Raw genomic sequence first — 17,396 nt, 5'->3', positions numbered from 1 at the left:
ACTTATCCGACGAGGATTTCATGTCCACAACTCATGCCGCTGAACACGAGCGCGTTGCCCGCGATTCGACCGCGGACCCGAGCGCCGGTGCGAACACCGGTTCCACGTATTCGGGGTACCGAACGCTATGGCGCTGGCACTTTTACGCCGGCCTCTTCGTGATGCCCTTTCTGCTCGTGCTGGCCGTCACCGGCACGCTGTATTGCTTCCAGCCGCAGATCGAGCCGCTGCTGTATCGGCACCGCCTGATCGTCGCACCGCAAGCGGTGCCGAGGCTGCCCCCCAACGTACTGTTGGCGAAAGCGCGCGCGGCCATGCCGGCCGATGCCGTCGCGACGACCTCGGTTATCACAAGCGACGCGCAACGCAGCGCCGAATTCGTTTTCCGTCTCGCGGACCGCACGCAACAGAGCGTCTATCTGAATCCGTATAACGGCGAGGCATTGGGCACACTGAGCGTCGAGCGCCGTTTCATGCAGGTCGATCGCATGCTGCATCGCAAGCTGCTACTCGGCAAACCCGGCGAATTGCTGATGGAACTGGTCGCATGCTGGACGCTCGTGATGATCGGCACCGGCGTCGCGCTCTGGTGGCCGCGCGCCGGAACCACCGTGCGCGCCGCACTGGCACCGCGCCTGTCGCTGTCAGGGCGCCCGCTCTGGAAAAGCATCCACGCGACACTCGGCATCTGGCTCGCGCTCGGCGCGCTCGCCTTCGTGCTGACGGGCCTGCCGTGGACCGGCTCGTGGGGCAAGCAGTTCAAGGCGCTCGCGACTGCCGCGCAGCTCGGCGCGCCGCCGGGCGCATGGAAAGGTCTGGCGCTGCGCTCCGCATTGCCGGGTACGCACGCAGACCACGCAGAGGCAAAGGATGCGCACGGCGCCCATGAAGCCCACGCCCGCATGGACTCGATGCCCGGTATGGTCATGGACGACCTGCCGCTGCCGCTCAAACCGTGGGCCGCCGGCAATGCACCCGTGCCCTCGTCCCGCGATGCAGCAACCGATGCAAGCGCCGAAGCGCCACAGCCCCTTTCGCTCGGCCATATCGCCGCGTTCGCCACCTCTCTCGGCATCACCGACGGCTACAGCATCGTGCTGCCGAATTCCGCCACCGGCGTCTATACCATTTCCTATTTCCCAGGGAATCCGAAAGACGAACGCACGCTATATATCGACCAATATAGTGGCGCGGTGCTGAAAGACATCCGCTACGGCGACTATGGCGCCATCGCGAAGGCCGTGTCGTACGGTACGTCGTTGCATATGGGCCGCTATTTCGGCGTGGCAAACCAGTTGCTCTGCGCGGCCCTTTCGCTCGGCCTCGCCGCGCTCGCGGTGACGGGCTGCGTGATGTGGTGGAAACGGCGGCCGCTGCGTGTGTCCGGCACGCTCGGCGCGCCGTCGCGCGAACGCGCCGCGCCGCCGATGCGCGGCTGGAAAGCCGGCCTCATTCTGCTCGGCGTCGTCTTTCCGCTGATGGGCGCGACGCTCGTCGCGGTATGGCTGCTCGACTGGCTATTCTTCGGCCGCAGTGCGCGCGGCCAGCAACGCATCGCCTGAGCCCGCGACGGCTCCGCTTGCATCGACTGCACGTTTACGATAAATTTTGCTCGTTTATGATCGATTCAAGCCCATCGAGCAAGGAGACGCCATGCAGCGAACGCGAGAGGAAGCCATCAACGGACTCCTGCCCGAGCAGCGCGAAGCGCTGATTCTCGAACGCCTGCGCACGCACGGTCGCGTGCTGGCGGCGGAACTCGCCGCCGAGTTACAGACCTCGGAGCACACGGTGCGCCGCCATCTGCGCGATCTCGCCGACCAGGGGCACTGCAAGCGCGTATACGGCGGCGCCCTGCTGATCTCGCCCGCCGACAAACCAGCCGCGCTCCGCATGCACGAAGCCGTCGATCGCAAGGCGCGCCTCGCCACGGCAGCTGCATCGATTGTGCGGCCGAAGCAGATCATTCTGCTCGACGCCGGCTCGACAAACGTCGCGATTGCAGAAGCCCTTCCCGAGAACGCCGATCTCACCGTCGTGACGAATTCGCCCGAAGCCGGCACGCGTTTGCTGAACCGGACCGGTTTCGACGTGATACTCGTCGGCGGGCGTATTGCTCGCGGCGCGGCCGGCTCGCTCGGCGCAACCGCACTGCTGCAAGTCCAGCAGATTCGCGCCGACCTCTGCTTTCTCGGCGCCTGTGCGCTCGATCCCGAGGAAGGCGTCGCTGCATTCGACGCAGAGGATGCCGAATTGAAACGCGCGATGGTCAAGTCCAGCGGCCGGATCGCCATCGCGCTGACGTCGGAAAAACTCATGACGGCAGCACCGTTCGCGGTCGCGCCCGCATCGGCGATCGACTATCTGTTCGTCGAGGCCGACGTGCCGCGCGCGCGGCTCAAGCGCCTCGAAGCCGTCTGCGACAACGTGACGGTGGCACGTTCATGACGACGCCCGACAACTCGCGCGGCAAGCCGGTCAAGGAACGCATCGCGACGATCGGCATCTTTCTCGCCAACGGTTTCGGCATCGGCGCATGGGCGGTCGAAGTGCCGCGCATCAAGGAAAGCCTCGCGCTTGGCGACGCGGCGCTCGGCATCGCGCTGTTCTGCTTCGCGCTCGGCGCGATCGTCGCCATGCCGCTCGCGGGACAACTCGCGCCACGCTTCGGCAGCGGCCGCGCGACCGCGCTGCTCGGCGTGGCCTTCGCCATCGCCTTGCCATTGCCCGCGCTCGCGCCCGGCATGGCGGCGCTGTGTGCCGTGCTGTTCGTGCTGGGGGCGTCGAATGGCGCGCTCGACGTGTCGATGAACGGACACGCGAGTGCCATCGAAACACAGTGGCGCGCGCCGATCATGTCGTCGTTTCATGCGGCATGGAGCGCCGGCGGTCTGCTCGGCGCCGCAACCGGCGCCATGTTGCAGAAGAACGGCATCGGGGTGATCGGCGGACTGCTGGCGCCCGACCTATGCATCGCAATCCTGATCGTTTTTTCCGCGTCGCTGGCATTGCGCGATGTCGGCGCGCGCGCGGCCGCCACGTCGAGCGGCTTCGCATGGCCCGACAGCGGCGTGATGAAACTGGCGATGCTCGCGTTTCTCTGCATGCTCGTGGAAGGCGCGGTGGCCGACTGGAGCGCGGTGTATCTGCGCTCGGCCCTGAATCAGGAAGCGAGCGTCGCCGCTATCGGCTACTCCGCGTTTGCGTTTTCGATGGCGGCCTGCCGGATCGCCGGCGATGCCTCGGTGCGCCGCTTCGGTTCGAGCAGGGTCGTCGCGCTCGGCGGCCTGATCGCGCTGGCCGGGCTCGCGCTGGTATTGAGCCTGCCGACAGTGCTGACCGCGTGCGTCGGCTTCGCGATGATCGGCATCGGTCTCGCGAATATCGTGCCGGTAATTTTCAGCGCGGCCGGCCGCTCGACCGCGACGCCCGCGATCGGCGTCTCGATGGCGGCCACGGCCGGTTACGCGGGCTTTCTGGTCGGACCGCCGCTAATCGGCCTCGGCGCAGGCTGGCTCGGCTTGCGCGTCGCGCTGTGCCTGCTCGTGATGGCTACGTTGATCGTTTCGCTATTGGGCGGCAAAGCCGTGCGCAACGCGCAGCCTGCCGCATAGCGCGCGAACCGGCTTTGCAACCGCGCCGCTTCATAGCCGATTCACATAGCCGCTGCACCGTTGCTTCACCGCGCGGCTTCCCAGGCCGCCAATGTCATTCCGTTTCCTTGTCCAGCAACGCGAGCGGCTTGCGAACAGGCACCGCCTCGCGCCTGGCATGGACACCTAACGGCCAGCTCAACGCGCCAAGCAGCGAGCGCGGCTGCGTGCCGTCGTCGAGACCCGTAACCGGCCATTCATGTTTCGCGGGCACCCACCGCGTGCCGAATACGTGGTCCCACATCGGCAGCAATTGCGCGAAGTTGTGATTGAGATGCTCCGCGCGGATCGAGTGATGCAAACGGTGATACTGCGGATTGCTGACCCACGTGACGTAGCGGCCGAGGTCCACGCGCAGATTCAGATGCGAGAAGTAGTTGCCAAAGAGGAACACGACCGAGGTCGCGCCGACGATCCACGGTTCGACCCTGAACAGCACGCCGACGATCGGATAAAGCAGGCAGCCCTTAATCAGTACTTCGAGCCAGTGATGCCGCAGCGTGATCGTCACGTTGAAATCCACCGCGCTATGGTGCAGCGAATGCAGCTTCCACAACACGGGCCACGTGTGCTGCAGGCGATGAAACGCGTATTCGAGCAGATCGATCGTCAGCAGCACGATCACGAACGACGCCAGCGCGCCCCACCCTTGCGACACGAGCACCACCATGCCGCCGCCGAACGCATTCACGATCGCGACACTGGCCGCTGCCGCGAGCGGCTTCGCGGCCTCGACAAGCGCCAGATACACTCCCGCGTACGCCATGTTCAACCGTTGCCCCGCGCGCGATTGCAGCAACGCGGCCGGCCAGCGGCGCTCGAGCCATGCACCGATGCCCATCGTCAGCAGCGCGAGTGCGTAGGCTTTCAGCCAGAGGCTCGCGTGGTGCAGCAATTCAGGAAACGGGATCGACGCGAACATGGAATTCCCCGGGCGGACGATGCATACCGTGTATTGACGGCTCCTGCGCGCGCATTCGCGTGAACGGCTTGCTCCGGCTCAACATGAGCAGTTCGAACCATCGCAAACAGGAAGCACGCACACCGGAGAGTCGGCAACGGCAGGAGCGTTAGCGTGATCTTCGCAGCCTGCCGGCCGGCACGCAAGCGCCAGCCCCACGAATCGGCGGCATCGCGCCGATGCTTTACCGTGAACTTACGGTAAATTCGACGCCGTCCACGAGGACGTAAAAAGTGGCGAGGTCATCGCTTCACGTTGTCATGATCGCGAGTGACCGATGCTTTCGCATCGCTCACTCGCGTCGTTGTTTATTGACATCCGCCCTGAGTTGGCCCCGCCGCCCCTCGCAAGACGCGTCAATCTCCCCGAACGCGAATCACGAAGACATGTGCTGCTGTCGGCTGTTATTCACTACGTGCTTGCCGGTTGCAGCGTATCTGGTTCTTGTGCCGCTCTTATTGCAACGGCCGTGCCATGATGCTGCAAACCTTGCCGGCAAATGATCTGAGCTTTCGCAGCGCGTATCGCGTGGGCCCGATCGCACGCGATGAGTCGGAATTGAGACACCACCATGGTGCAGCGATGCCGTCGCGCGCGTCGGCCTGCATTGATTCGAGGCGCGCGGGAAAACCCGTATCGATGTTGAGCGGCAAAGGTTTGCCGGGTACTCCGGTCAGAATTGCCTGCGCGTTACGCGACGGAGTAGCGATTACCTGGCGCGGACCGGCGTGTCGCAAAGCTGAGACCGAACCCGGACAGCGGCCATTCCCGTTTCATAGCAGCGCCGTCAATTGCGCAACGCGGGCCTCGAATTGCTGCAACTCCCCGGCGCGCAGCGGCGTTTTCTCCGGCAGTCCGACCGTCAACGGGTCTTGCGGCACATTGTCGACGTGCACCTCGTAATGCAGATGCGGCCCGGTCGCCCAACCGGTCTCGCCGACATAGCCGATCACCTGATTACGCGCGACATGACTGCCGCGCCGCAGCCCTTTCGCAAAACGCGACAAATGCGCGAACGTCGTCGAATACGGTGCGGGATTCTCGATAACGACGACTTTGCCGTAACCGGTCTGACGGCCGATAAAGCGGATCACGCCTCGCGCCGTCGCATGCACGGGCGTGCCGGGAGGCGCGGCGAGATCGACACCGTTATGACTTTGCCAACGATGTGCGACCGGATCGAAGCGACGCAACGAAAAACCGGATGACACGCGCGTGAAAGCCAGCGGATATCGATCGAAGGCGGGCTTCGTGCTCGCGCCGTCTTTCGTGTAATAGAGCGGCTGGCCGTGCAGGTCCTTGTACAGAAACACGTCGTGCGTGGCCGATCCGCGCACGATGCGAACCGCGAGCGGTTCGCGCGCGGACGCGATGGAAGCACTCCCGCCGTTGCCCTGCGTGGCGGCGGCTTTGTCGCCACCGCCGTTGTTGTCGAACACCGCGCTCACCTGGTCGCCCGGTTGCGGGTCGCGCGTCAGGTCGAGTTCGTTATGGAACGCACGGACCAGAATCGCCGTGGTACCGGCATCGACGCCGAGGCTTTGCGTGGCCGCCGCGAAGTTGCGTTCGATCGGCGCCTTTTTAACGGTGAACGCGGGCGGTTGCGGAATCGGTGCAGTCGTCGCCGGTAAACGCGCGGCGGCGGTCGTCGAATCCTTGCTCACCAGCGAAACGTCGGGTTCGTCGTTGCGCGCGGCATGGTCGTGAGTCATCAGGTACGCCGCGCACACCGAGCTCATTGCACATACAACAATGATTTTGCTGGCGCGCCCCGGCAGGATGCGGGCTACGGATAGAGGCATTGACTAAGGCTAAGCGGTCGACCGTCGCAGGCGCGAGAGGCATGCACGGCGGTTTCGTTGGAACAGCATCTCCGGGTACTGCGCGAGACGCTGCATGAGGCTGCTGGAAGCCTATGGATGCTTTCTTAAGTCAGGCTTAAGCTGCCCCCAATAAGCAGGTGCGCAAAGCGCCACCTGGGACGGCATCGCCCGGGCCTTGCAGACCATTGCACCGAAAGCCATTCACGCGAACGAGGCCGGCGCGCATGCGCGCCTTCGCCTCATTCATTACATTCGGCGCATTTAGTCAAGATAACGAAGCAAGCATGTTCGACAGACGACGGACATGCGCCTTGAACGCGTCGCCCGCTTCGCGGTTCGTCGTCGGATTCAGATGCGAGGTTTCGGCGAGTTGCGCCTGCTCGTGAAAGTCATTGGCGATCTTGCGCCGGATGTCCGCTGGCAGCGAGCGCACGATGGAGACCAGCAAAGCCTCTTCGGCATGCATCATGCCGAGAATCGAATGTGTGTCCATGCGAGAACCTCCGGTGGCAACATCGGCAGCGCCGTTCAGCACAAGCGCTCCGCACTTCATGTTACCCCGTTGGTTCGACGCCGTTGACCGGCTGTGATTGACCGGGTGAAATTACTCGGCAATCGAATAGCGCGAGGGACGGCGGCCCGGCTCTTTCGCCACGGGCTCGATACGCGGACTTGCGCCGCGAATGAACAGGATCGCGCAAAAAGCCAGCATCGCCCAGATGCAAAGAACTACCGTCAGAGCGCTCATGTCAGTCTCCGGAGAATGGGGAGTGCGGGTTAATACCGAAGTACCGGATGTGCTGAAGCCGTCAATGCAGCACGGACTCGCCTGACTCGCCGAACAGCAGTTCGTCGATCAGGCCGGTCGTCAGCGTCAACTGCGTTGCAAGCGATCGGCGCGCGAACTCGGCGCCGGCCGCGTCGCTGCGCGCAACGGCGGCGTGGGTTTCGGTCGCCAGGCGCAATACGGCTTCGGAGCGGTGCTGCAACTCGCGCATGATCTCCGCATCGGGACCGGACAACGGGCTGCCCCGCTCCGGGGTGGCAAATTCCGGCAGGCCGGCTTCGAATTGACGGCTTTTATCGTGGCGGGAAGACATCTGACACTCCTGGCGCAGTGAACGCGAATGGCACGAACCCAGTGTGCGCCGGCCGCCGGCTTTTCAATTCGTCGAATAGAAGCCGATTGTGAAGCCAATCCACTGCGATCGAAAAAATCAGGGTTTTTACTTAAATAAGGGCCCGACAGGCCGCGAATCCCGTTCGCGGGCGCATCGGAGCTTGCGGGAAACTTGCGGAAAACTCACGGCAACGGCAGGAAAACGTCTAACCTGCCGTACGCTTTCAGAGAACTTCAGGCAGCCTCAGGCCGCCGCGACAACGTCGATACGCAGGGCCTCGGCGTCAGCCGCGATGGCGAGCAGATGATCGACGCTCGGGTGCGCGCCCGGACGGTTGCGCGCGTCGGCCGTATGTTCGGCGAAGAGCGCGAGGCCGTATTCGGCTGCCTTGGAGTCCAGCGCACCGAACGTGGCATGCAGATAGTTGTAGACCGCGAGCGAGCCCTGCTTGCCCGGCTTGTTCTCGATGCTGGCGACCACGGTGCCCTTGCCGTCGACCAGATCGATGCGCGCGATGCCGTCGATCGCAGGCATCTGCGCAAGATTTTCCTTGAATACGTTGCTTGGTTGGAACATCGAAACCACTCCTTTTTTCTAAAAAATGCGAGGCGGGCCGTATCTTAGCCGATGGGTGGCTCAAACCGCCGGCAATCGCTCAGAACAGCGCGCCGGACGCCACAGATATTCAGTAATCCCGGATAATTTTCGGCGTCGATTTTCAGGCCGCAGAGACAAGGAAAACGTTTAACTTCAGATCCTCGATGCGAGCAAGAACACCTACCCTGTAATCATTTTCGAAGCAAAACAGCATCCGCACGAAAGCAACGCGACATCAGAGCACAGGACACAAAGCTTCGGAAGACTAACGATATCAAGCACAATAAATCGCCCTTGATAATCGACGACGAAAGCCCACTAAAAACGGCATTCAAAAGACCCATTTAGAAGCAGCAAACGGCCATTCATCGCGGATTCAGGCGCGCCCAGTTATGCCTTCAGCGTTATTTCGACTGCTTGCAATCTTCTTTGAGATATGATCTCCTATAACTTACGAATGTTTCTGTAACGCAAAAAACACGCGTTACCGTAATCTTCATGCTGCGCACAGCAGCGATCCACCTAGGAGACGCCCGCCAGACAAGGAAAGAAGATTGGTAAAAATGCCACGCAACGGGGGCATTACTCGCCCCGCTGCACGGGCATCTTTTTGCCTATTGATTTTAGTTATATGACGACTGATGTTTAGTATTTTTAAAACCCGTACCAGCGAGATTTTAAAAATCACTTAATTCATTAATCCGACCAGGGGATGAAAATAAAAAACCATTAAAAACCGGCAATTGAATCCGCACCATCAAATCAAAATCTGGAGACGACATGCTTTCACCGAAGAAAACCACGCTTGCGCTTACTCTCAGTGCCGCCACCGCCCTGTTGATCACCGCCTGTGGCGGCAGCACGAACGACAGTTCGCCCGCTGCACCCAGCTCCCCGAGTTCGCCGTCCACCACGACGCCCACGCCCGATCCGTCCCAAAACGGCGCGATTTCGCTGCACGGCATCGTCTACGGTCAGGCCGACACCAGCGTGCCGGACGGCGCCGGCATTCCGATCACGATGATGGGCCAGATGCGCGCGCTATTCGATCTGATCCGGAAATCGCCCGATTTCACGCAAGTGGTCATGGATCTCGGCGACGGCAACCCGGTTCACGTACTCGATACGAACACCGGCGACAAATTCCTGCCCGGCAAGCTCGCGCTCGGCCTGTCGTGGATTCTGATCGATATGAAGACGAAGGGTGATCCGGCCTATGCGGATTATCTGGCGACGTATCAGAAGATCACGACCGCGATGATGACGCAAATGACGGGCGCCAATTACACGTATGCGAATACGTCCTGGGGCGAGTACTACTATCTCGTCGCGCTCAACAATTTCAACGCGCATGGCATGCTGCACGAAGTGTTCAGCGACGCGATGCTGACCACGCTGCAAAACCGCCTGACCTTCTGCGACATGTTCGGCCCCGACGCGAGCGGGCAAAAGAATACCTGCCCGGCCGCCGGCACCCCGATTGACGTCGCCTCGCTCAATACCGCGCAGAACTACTACGCGGTGTCGTACGGTATCGCGGGGCTGCGCCAGAAACTCGGCTGGAGCAATCCGACGTTTTCTTCAACGACCGACCCGACCGTCGCCACAATGGGCGCGCGCGACGCACTGCTCTACACGCTCACGAAACATATCCGCAACGACTCGACGGGCGGCTTCTCCGACGAAGCCTCGAACACGCACACGACTTATTACGACCAGGCGCGCTACGACCGCTACAGCACGTTGCTGATCGGCGAAGTGACCGAGCGCACGCTGGAAATGGGTAACGAGGCCAATCTGACGCCGGAGCTGAAGCAGTATCTGCGCAACTCGGTCGATCTCATTCTTCCGCAGCTCAATACGAACGGCCAGGGCTTCAACTACGGCCGCTCGATCGGCCCGTACGGCGATACGGCATTCATGGAAGTGCTGACCGCGGCGGCCAATGTGGGCGTCCTCACGCCGCAGGAAATGCAGGTGGCCTACTCGTACATCTACAAGGCGGCTTATCGCTACAGCAACTTCTGGTACGACCCGACCTTGCCGACGCCGTCGGTGAACATGTGGGTCAAGGGCCGGGGCACCGACTCGTATCGCGGCAAGCCGCGCGTGATGGGCGAAAACTTCAGCCTGCTGCATCAGTTCATGTACGTCAACGCATGGTGGGACAAGCTCGGCTTCAACGGCAAGGCACCGCTGCCCGATACCGACATGCAAACCTATCTCAACACGAAGCCGCATTACACGCTGACCTGGTACAACCAGCCGACCGATACCGCGCATCCGTATAGCGCGGCGCTCATCACGGTTCGCGACGGCAAGCGCGTCATCAACTTCAACCTGAGCCAGGCGCCCGACTACAACTCGTACACACCGTACTATCCGGTGCCGTCTTCGGATCAACTCGCGTACGGCACGACCGACCTCGCCTACGCGTTGCTGATTCCGCAGGTGTCGTATAACGGCAAAACCTATATTCCCGTCACGTACTATAAGAACCTGAACGTGCAGGAAAATAACGGCGAAGTCGTCGTCACGTTCGACACGGCGAAATTCAGGCAAGCCGCGAAAAACGCGCTGTACACGACAGATATCGATCTGCAGGTGCATACGATCGTGACCTTCAGCCACGGCACGATCACGCGCAGCGATACGCTGAATTCGGGCACGTTGACGGGCAACCTGTCGGTGGAAACGGACTTCTCGTCTTTCGCGGACTTCCAGAACACCACCGCGGGCGGCGACGGCTTCTCGGTCAACTACACGAATAGCCCCGCCACCAATTACGCCACCACCGGTTTCGACAATTGCGCGCTGTCGCAATTCGACACCGTGAACGGGACGACCAACCCGTTGTCGACCACGCCGATTGGACAGCTACATTCCAATTTCGTGTGTAAGACCCAGCCGTTCGCGCTGACGGGCGGCGCCAACCGCACGTTCACGTGGACACTGAAGTACGCTGATCCGGCCTGAGCGGCTTAGGTGAGAAGGCCTGCCTTCGCGAGAAGGCCGGCCTTGTTATTTTGCAGGCTCGCCGGCTGTTTTCCGCCGGTTTGCGGACGAAGGGGGTAGCAGTCATACCAGTAGGCGATGTTGCCTTGCTAAAGAAATGCGGCATCGGAACAATGTGTACGAATGCAATGAACCCGACGCGCCATTCGACTCGGGCACATCACCGGAGCTCAAAGCCATGCGCATTTCCTTTCTGCACACGATAGACAGTAATAGACAGGTATTCGAACAGGCAGCCACGGAACTCGGTTTACGGCCGGACGATCTTCAGCATCTCGTACGCGCGGATCTTCGCGAAGCAGTCGAGCGGGCCGGCACATTCTCTGCCGATGTAAAAGCGCAAACGTGCCGTACGCTTCTCGACCTCGCGGCCAATGCCGATGCCGTGATTCTGACTTGCGCGACGCTGGGGCCCGCGGTTGCCGAAATCGGCAATGCGCCAGTGCCTGTCGTCAGAACAGATGCCGCACTGGCTGCATGGGCCGCCGAATCGGCCGGGCCAAATGGCAAGATCGCCGTGTTATGCGCGGCCGAAGCCGCGCTCGAATCCAATCGCAAGCTTTTCACGCAGTATGCGAGCGAAAGCGCCGCGTCGACGGAAATCGCGGTGGAAATCGTACATACCCCGCTGGTTTGGACGCTGTTCAAAAGCGGCGATATGAACGACTGCTTTGCGGCTATCGCATCGGCTGCCGCTGACGCGTATGCGGCGGGCGCAACGGTCGTCGCATTTGCTCATCCGTGGATGGCGCCGGCCGCTTATCTCGCGAGCGAGGCGAGCAACGGCAAACGGCCGCTCGACAGTGCGCGTGCCGCGTTGAATGTCGCACTGCGACGCGTCGGCAAGGCCAGATAGAGCAGACCGAAAGAACCCGGTCCAAGGAAGAGTGACAAAAAAGCCCGCTTACGCGTGCAACCCTTCTCCACTCAACCTCTCAGCGAGCAACGCGCCTCGTATTCATCCTTTCGTCGCCCCGAACGTCAGCCCCGCGACGAAATGCTTCTGCATAGCGAAGAACATCGCAACCGAGGGCAGCGCAGCCAGAATCGAACCCGCCGAAACGAGATTCCATGCGGTCGTCCACTGCCCTTTCAGCGCGGCGACGCCGACCGTGATCGGTGCGGCATCATCGCCCTGCGTCAGACACAATGCCCAGAAATAGTCGTTCCACACGAACGTAAACACGAGAATCGCCAATGCAGCAAGCGCGGGACGAATCAACGGCAATACGATGCGGAAGAACACCGTCCATTCGTTCGCGCCTTCAATACGTGCGGCTTCGACAAGTTCGAACGGCAACTGCTTGATGAAGTTACGCAGAAACAGCGCGCAAAAACCGGTCTGAAACGAGACGTGAAACAGAATCAGCGCGCTTACGGTATTGAATAGACCGAGTTGCAACGACAGATCGCGCACCGGAATCATCAGCACCTGAATCGGGACAAAATTGCCCGCGACGAACGTCGCGAACAGCGTCGAGTTGCCGCGAAAGCGATAGATCGCGAGCGCAAAGCCCGCCATCGCGGCGAGCGCGATCGAGCCGATAACGGACGGCACCGTAATCAGCACGCTATTCCAGAAGTAATGCAGCATCGGCGAGGTGGTCAACGCCTCGCGATAGTTATCGAACATCGCGAAGTGCTTCGGCCATCCCCAATAGTTGCCCTCGCTCAATTCCTCGGTCGAACGCACGGACGTAACGAGTACCGCGATCATCGGCAGCAACCAGATCAGCAGCGCGACCGGCAAGGTCAGTTTGTACGCGCGGCGCGTGGCCGGCTTCCATTTGTCGATGGGCATCGGAAACATGAGCCGCTCCTTATTGCTCGGCGCGCAGCATCCGCCGCAGATGATAGACGATGTACACGAGCATGATGCCGAACAGCACGACCGCAATCGCCGCCGAATAGCCGATGCGGTAGTACTTGATAGCCTGGTCGTACATGAAGTACGCGAGCACGGTCGAGCTTTCGAACGGGCCGCCGCCCGTCATCACCGAAATCAGATCGAAGCTGCGCAGCGCGCCGATGATCGTCACGACGATCGCCATGAACGTGGTCGGCCGCAATTGCGGCAGGATTACGTGCCACAGCATCGACCAGCCATGCGCGCCTTCCATGCGGGCGGCTTCGATCTGCTCGCCGTTCAATGCGGTGAGGCCGGTCAGATAAAGAATCATGCAATACGCGGTTTGTGGCCACAGCGCCGCGAATACGATGCCGAACGTCGCGTAACGCGGGTCGCCGAGTACCGGCACGCCATGACCGAGAATCATCGCGAGCAGGCCGAAGGTCGGATCGTAGAACCACGAAAAGATCAGACCGACCACGACACCCGACAGCACGAACGGTGCGAAGAACAGCGACTTCACGATGCGAATGCCGGCCACCGCCTGATTCAGATACAGCGCGACGGCGAGCCCCATCGGCGGAGCGAGCAGAAACAGCACGAGCCAGATGAGATTGTTTCTGAGTGCCGTGTAGAACGTCGGCGTATGGAACAGTTCGACGTAGTTCGCGAGACCGATGAACGACGGTTCGGTCATACCGTCCCAGTTGAAAAAGCTCAGGCGGATCGTCGAGAGGATCGGCCACACCACGTACACGGCGACCATGATGCAGGCCGGCGCGAGAAACAGGAACGCAGCGCGCCGCTGGCGCCGCGCGGTCGGCGTCGGACCACGGCGGCGCGATGCGACCCGCGCGCCGCCGCCCACCATGCCGCCGGGCACGGGCGAGCCCGGCCCGTCAGGTTCAACAGGACCATCGACGCTATGACGGCTCACGGAATGCGACACGATCACTCTCCCGATCCGATCTGTTTCCAATCCCCAACGGCGAACGGCGGCCTCGCGGCCGCCACCGCTTACTTCTTGTAGATACGCTGACGGGTCTGCTCGAGTTGCGCGAGGATGTCGTCGAGCCTGGTCGGATCGGAGATGAACTGCTGCATCCCCTTCATCCCTTCGTCGGCCATTTCCTTCGTCATATCGCGATCATAGAACTGCGCAATACCGCCCTTCGTATTCGACAGAATCTGGAAGCCGATCTTCGAAATCGGATCTTCGGGTTCGGGCGATTTGCTGTTCGCCGACAAGGAACCGAGACCTGTAGCGAGTTGCGCGCCGATCTCGGGCGTTTCGACGAATGCGAGGAACGTGTGCGCATCGGCCTTGTTCTTCGCTTTCGACGGAATATGCAACGATTCGACCGGACCGTCTTCGGCGGTCGACACCTTCGAATCGATGATCGGGAACTGGAAGTAGCCCATTTGCGGTTTCACGTTCGGCGGAAAACCCGCGGCGATAAACGTGCCCATCAGCATCATGCCGGCCTTGCCCTGGAACAGGAACGGCTGCACCGCATCGAGATCGTAGGAAAGCGAATTGTCGATGAAGTAGCCGTCGTCGATCAATTGCTTCCACGTCGTATAAACCTTCTTGACGCGCGGATCGGTGTAGGGAATCTCACCGGCCATCAGCTTCTGGTGAAACGCGTTGCCGTTCAGACGCAGGTCGAGATAATCGAACCAGCCCGCGAGCGTCCACGCATCGCGGCCCGCTACCGCAATCGGCGTAATGCCCGCTGCCTTCAGCTTCTTCGCGGCGTCGAGAAACTCGTCCCACGTTTTCGGCTCGCTCTTGATGCCGGCCTTCTCGAACAGATCCTTGCGATAGAACATCCCCCACGAGTAGTACACGGTCGGCGCGGCATACTGCTTGCCCTTATACGACGAAGCTTCTTTCGTCGACGCATACATCCCGTTCCAGCCGTTCTTCTGCCAGTCGCCGCTCAGGTCTTCGAACAGGCCGCGCTGCGCGTAATACGCCATGCGTTCGCCGTCGTGCCAGTTGACGACATCGGGCGCGACAGTCGAGAGCCAACCGGGCAGTTGAACCTTGTACGCTTCTTCGTCGATAAACGACACTTTCACGTCGATGCCGGGATGGGCTTTCTTGAACTCGTCGACCACCTGCTGCCAGACCGCGCGCTGGCTCGCGCCCTTGTATGCGATGTTCAGCGCGAGCGTGCTGGCCTGCGCCGTGCCGACGACGGACGTGCCTGCCGCCACAGCGGCCAGCGCGAGCGTCAATAGAATCTTGCGTGGTTTCAGTTTCATGCTGCCTGTCTCCTGTATTTCGTGGTTTTACGTCGGTGTCGTTGCTGTGTGGAGCTGGGATATAGCACTACTGCATCGCACTGCTGCATGGCACTGCCGCAGCCTTACCGGATTCCTGTCACGAACGGTAAATCGCCACGCCCTGCGGAGCCACCGCGCGCGAGCCGATCACGAAAGCGTGATCGGCGACGTGATCGAGCGTATGCACTTCGGCGCCGTAGTTGAATACGTAGGTCAGCGCGCCGCGCCGGCTCACGCGTACGGCATCGCCGAGTGGCATCGTTTCGATGCCGGCTTCCTGGCCGATCCGCGCGAACAGACGCTGCGTGAGCGCGTCGTCGAACAGGCTCGCGAAATAGTGGCATGCGCCGTTTCGCACGTACGCGGGATGACCGTCCGCAAAACGCGCACGCACATCGAGCGCAAGCGTGGCATCGCTATCGACGAAATCGCGCCAGTGGCGCGCGAAGCCAGCGGCCTCCGCGTTTGCGCCCGGCTCTTCGAGCAGTACCGCTTCCGTCACGTTCGGCCGCATCGATTCGACACGCCATACGCGCAGCGGCAATACCCCGGTCAACACGCCGGGCGGCAAATTGGCGGGGATCTGTAAATCAGGCGTTTTCGAACCGGTACGCGGACCGAGTATCACCTGAGCCCCCGAGCGTGCGAGCCGTTCGGCAAAATCGCCGGACACGACCGGCAGCGGCGGCACGACAATCAGGCTATAGCCGTCGAAAGAAGCATCGGCCGGCACGACATCGACGTCGAGCCCGAGTGCGCGCAATGCCGAGTAGTACTCGAATGCGAAACGCGGATAGTGAAAGTCCGCGCCCTGCGGATGAATCTCGAACAGCCACTTCGCTTCGTAGTCGTAGACAAGCGCAACTTTCGAGCGAACCGCCGCATTCGCGTCGGCATGCTCGGCAAGCACCGTGCGAATCTCGCCAGCGACTTGCGATGCTTCGCTACCGCCGATGTCGAGCCGGTTATCGGGCGTATTGAGACCCGCATGCATCTGCTCCTGCGCGAACGGCGCCTGACGCCAGCGGAAATACGACACGCAGCCCGCGCCGTGCGCGAACGCTTCCCAACTCCACAGCCGCACCATGCCCGGCAATGGCGCGGGATTCCAGTGCGCCCAGTTCACCGGCCCCGGCTGCTGCTCCATGACCCAGAACGGCAGCTTCGACATGCCGCGATACACGTCGTGATTGAACGACGCGAAATCCGGATGACCGCTGCGCAGCCAGCGCGCCTTGATGTCCGGTGCGAACCACTGCTCTTCGAGCGCACCGAGCGGATAGCTGTCCCACGTCGCAACGTCGAGATCGGCCGCGACCTTGTAGTGATCGAACTCGGTGAAGAGCTGCATGAAGTTGTGCGCGACGGGCCGCCCCGGCGAATGCGCGCGAATGATCTCGACCTGCATGCGGTTGTAGCGCGCCACTTCATCGGAGGCGAAACGCCGGTAATCGAGGCGATGCGAGGGATGCGCTTCGGTCACGGTCGCGACAGGCGCGTCGATTTCGTCGAAGCTGCAGTACTCCATGCTCCAGAACACGGTGCCCCATGCATCGTTCAACGCCTTGATCGTGCGATAACGCGCCTTGAGCCACTCGCGAAAGCGCGCGACGGCCGCCGGCGAATAGCTGACCACCGTCTGGTGACAGCCGAATTCGTTATCGGTCTGCCAGTACGCGACCGCCGGATGTTTGCCGTAACGCTCGGCCACCGCCGTGCAGATGCGTTGCGATGCTTCGAAATACGCGGGCGACGAGAAGTCGTAATGGCGCCGCGAACCGAACGCGCGCGGACGTCCATCGGCGCCGACCGGCAGGATGTCGGGATGACGATCGATCAGCCATTTCGGCGGCGTCGCGGTCGGCGTGCACATGACGACCTTAAGACCCGCCGCGCCAAGCACGTCGATCGCGCGATCGAGCCAGCCCCAGTCGTATTCGCCCGGCGTCGGCTCCATGCGGCTCCACGCAAATTCGGCAATCCGCACCTGCTCGATGCCGAGTGCTTTCATCCGCCGCGCGTCGTCGTCCCACATCGATTCGGGCCAGTGTTCCGGGTAGTAACAGACTCCAAGGCGCATCCCAG

At 61.6% G+C, this 17,396-nt stretch carries 15 protein-coding genes; 5 read left to right on the top strand and 10 right to left on the bottom strand.

Features of this window, described 5'->3' with window-relative positions:
• Positions 1-20: 20 nt before the first annotated feature.
• The 3 genes from G3N58_RS11525 to G3N58_RS11515 all read left to right on the top strand — a co-directional run bounded on the left by G3N58_RS11525 (position 21) and on the right by G3N58_RS11515 (position 3,614).
• Entirely contained in the window at positions 21-1,562 is a 1,542-nt protein-coding gene (locus G3N58_RS11525) for a PepSY domain-containing protein (RefSeq protein WP_205999211.1), read from the top strand.
• 91 nt (positions 1,563-1,653) lie between these two features.
• Positions 1,654-2,448, top strand: coding sequence for a DeoR/GlpR family DNA-binding transcription regulator (locus tag G3N58_RS11520; protein ID WP_167043764.1), 795 nt, complete (start codon positions 1,654-1,656; stop codon positions 2,446-2,448).
• Positions 2,445-3,614 (top strand): MFS transporter, encoded by a 1,170-nt coding sequence (locus tag G3N58_RS11515; protein ID WP_167283127.1) that lies wholly within the window; start codon positions 2,445-2,447, stop codon positions 3,612-3,614. The genes G3N58_RS11520 and G3N58_RS11515 overlap by 4 nt, the downstream gene beginning before the upstream one ends.
• 94 nt (positions 3,615-3,708) lie before the next feature.
• Here G3N58_RS11515 and G3N58_RS11510 read toward each other — a convergent pair whose 3' ends face one another.
• The 6 genes from G3N58_RS11510 to G3N58_RS11485 all read right to left on the bottom strand — a co-directional run bounded on the left by G3N58_RS11510 (position 3,709) and on the right by G3N58_RS11485 (position 8,134).
• Positions 3,709-4,575 carry a sterol desaturase family protein gene (locus tag G3N58_RS11510; RefSeq protein ID WP_167043760.1) on the bottom strand — a complete coding sequence of 289 codons (867 nt, stop codon included), beginning with the start codon at positions 4,573-4,575 and terminating at the stop codon, positions 3,709-3,711.
• 812 nt (positions 4,576-5,387) lie between these two features.
• On the bottom strand, positions 5,388-6,326 hold the full coding sequence (locus tag G3N58_RS11505) for a M23 family metallopeptidase (RefSeq protein ID WP_241017072.1): 939 nt from the start codon (positions 6,324-6,326) through the stop codon (positions 5,388-5,390).
• Between the two features lie 376 nt (positions 6,327-6,702).
• The gene (locus tag G3N58_RS11500; protein WP_167043756.1) at positions 6,703-6,930 is read right to left on the bottom strand and encodes a hypothetical protein; all 228 of its coding nucleotides are present in this window, start codon (positions 6,928-6,930) and stop codon (positions 6,703-6,705) included.
• A gap of 111 nt (positions 6,931-7,041) precedes the next feature.
• Positions 7,042-7,185: a hypothetical protein gene (locus G3N58_RS11495; RefSeq protein ID WP_167043754.1), complete on the bottom strand. Its 144-nt coding sequence runs from the start codon at positions 7,183-7,185 to the stop codon at positions 7,042-7,044.
• 61 nt (positions 7,186-7,246) lie between these two features.
• Positions 7,247-7,537 carry a hypothetical protein gene (locus G3N58_RS11490; protein WP_167043752.1) on the bottom strand — a complete coding sequence of 97 codons (291 nt, stop codon included), beginning with the start codon at positions 7,535-7,537 and terminating at the stop codon, positions 7,247-7,249.
• A 264-nt stretch (positions 7,538-7,801) separates the two neighbouring features.
• Entirely contained in the window at positions 7,802-8,134 is a 333-nt protein-coding gene (locus G3N58_RS11485; RefSeq protein ID WP_205999209.1) for a DUF2322 family protein, read from the bottom strand.
• Positions 8,135-8,935: 801 nt separating this feature from the next.
• Between G3N58_RS11485 and G3N58_RS11480 the strand changes: the two genes are divergently transcribed.
• Entirely contained in the window at positions 8,936-11,131 is a 2,196-nt protein-coding gene (locus G3N58_RS11480; RefSeq protein ID WP_205999208.1) for a hypothetical protein, read from the top strand.
• Positions 11,132-11,348: 217 nt separating this feature from the next.
• Positions 11,349-12,026 (top strand): arylsulfatase, encoded by a 678-nt coding sequence (locus G3N58_RS11475; RefSeq protein WP_205999207.1) that lies wholly within the window; start codon positions 11,349-11,351, stop codon positions 12,024-12,026.
• 102 nt (positions 12,027-12,128) lie between these two features.
• Here the strand turns inward: G3N58_RS11475 and G3N58_RS11470 are convergent, their stop codons facing one another.
• The 4 genes from G3N58_RS11470 to G3N58_RS11455 all read right to left on the bottom strand — a co-directional run bounded on the left by G3N58_RS11470 (position 12,129) and on the right by G3N58_RS11455 (position 17,391).
• Positions 12,129-12,980 carry a carbohydrate ABC transporter permease gene (locus tag G3N58_RS11470; protein WP_205999206.1) on the bottom strand — a complete coding sequence of 284 codons (852 nt, stop codon included), beginning with the start codon at positions 12,978-12,980 and terminating at the stop codon, positions 12,129-12,131.
• 10 nt (positions 12,981-12,990) lie between these two features.
• The gene (locus tag G3N58_RS11465; protein ID WP_205988541.1) at positions 12,991-13,968 is read right to left on the bottom strand and encodes a sugar ABC transporter permease; all 978 of its coding nucleotides are present in this window, start codon (positions 13,966-13,968) and stop codon (positions 12,991-12,993) included.
• Between the two features lie 68 nt (positions 13,969-14,036).
• Entirely contained in the window at positions 14,037-15,290 is a 1,254-nt protein-coding gene (locus G3N58_RS11460) for an extracellular solute-binding protein (RefSeq protein ID WP_167043743.1), read from the bottom strand.
• 118 nt (positions 15,291-15,408) lie between these two features.
• Entirely contained in the window at positions 15,409-17,391 is a 1,983-nt protein-coding gene (locus G3N58_RS11455; RefSeq protein ID WP_205999205.1) for a beta-galactosidase, read from the bottom strand.
• Positions 17,392-17,396: the final 5 nt, after the last annotated feature.

The organism is Paraburkholderia sp. Ac-20342 (genome assembly GCF_017104985.1).
Taxonomy (GTDB): domain Bacteria; phylum Pseudomonadota; class Gammaproteobacteria; order Burkholderiales; family Burkholderiaceae; genus Paraburkholderia.
The sequence above is the reverse complement of the archived record's forward strand: the minus strand, read 5'-3'. Positions and strand labels throughout refer to the sequence as shown.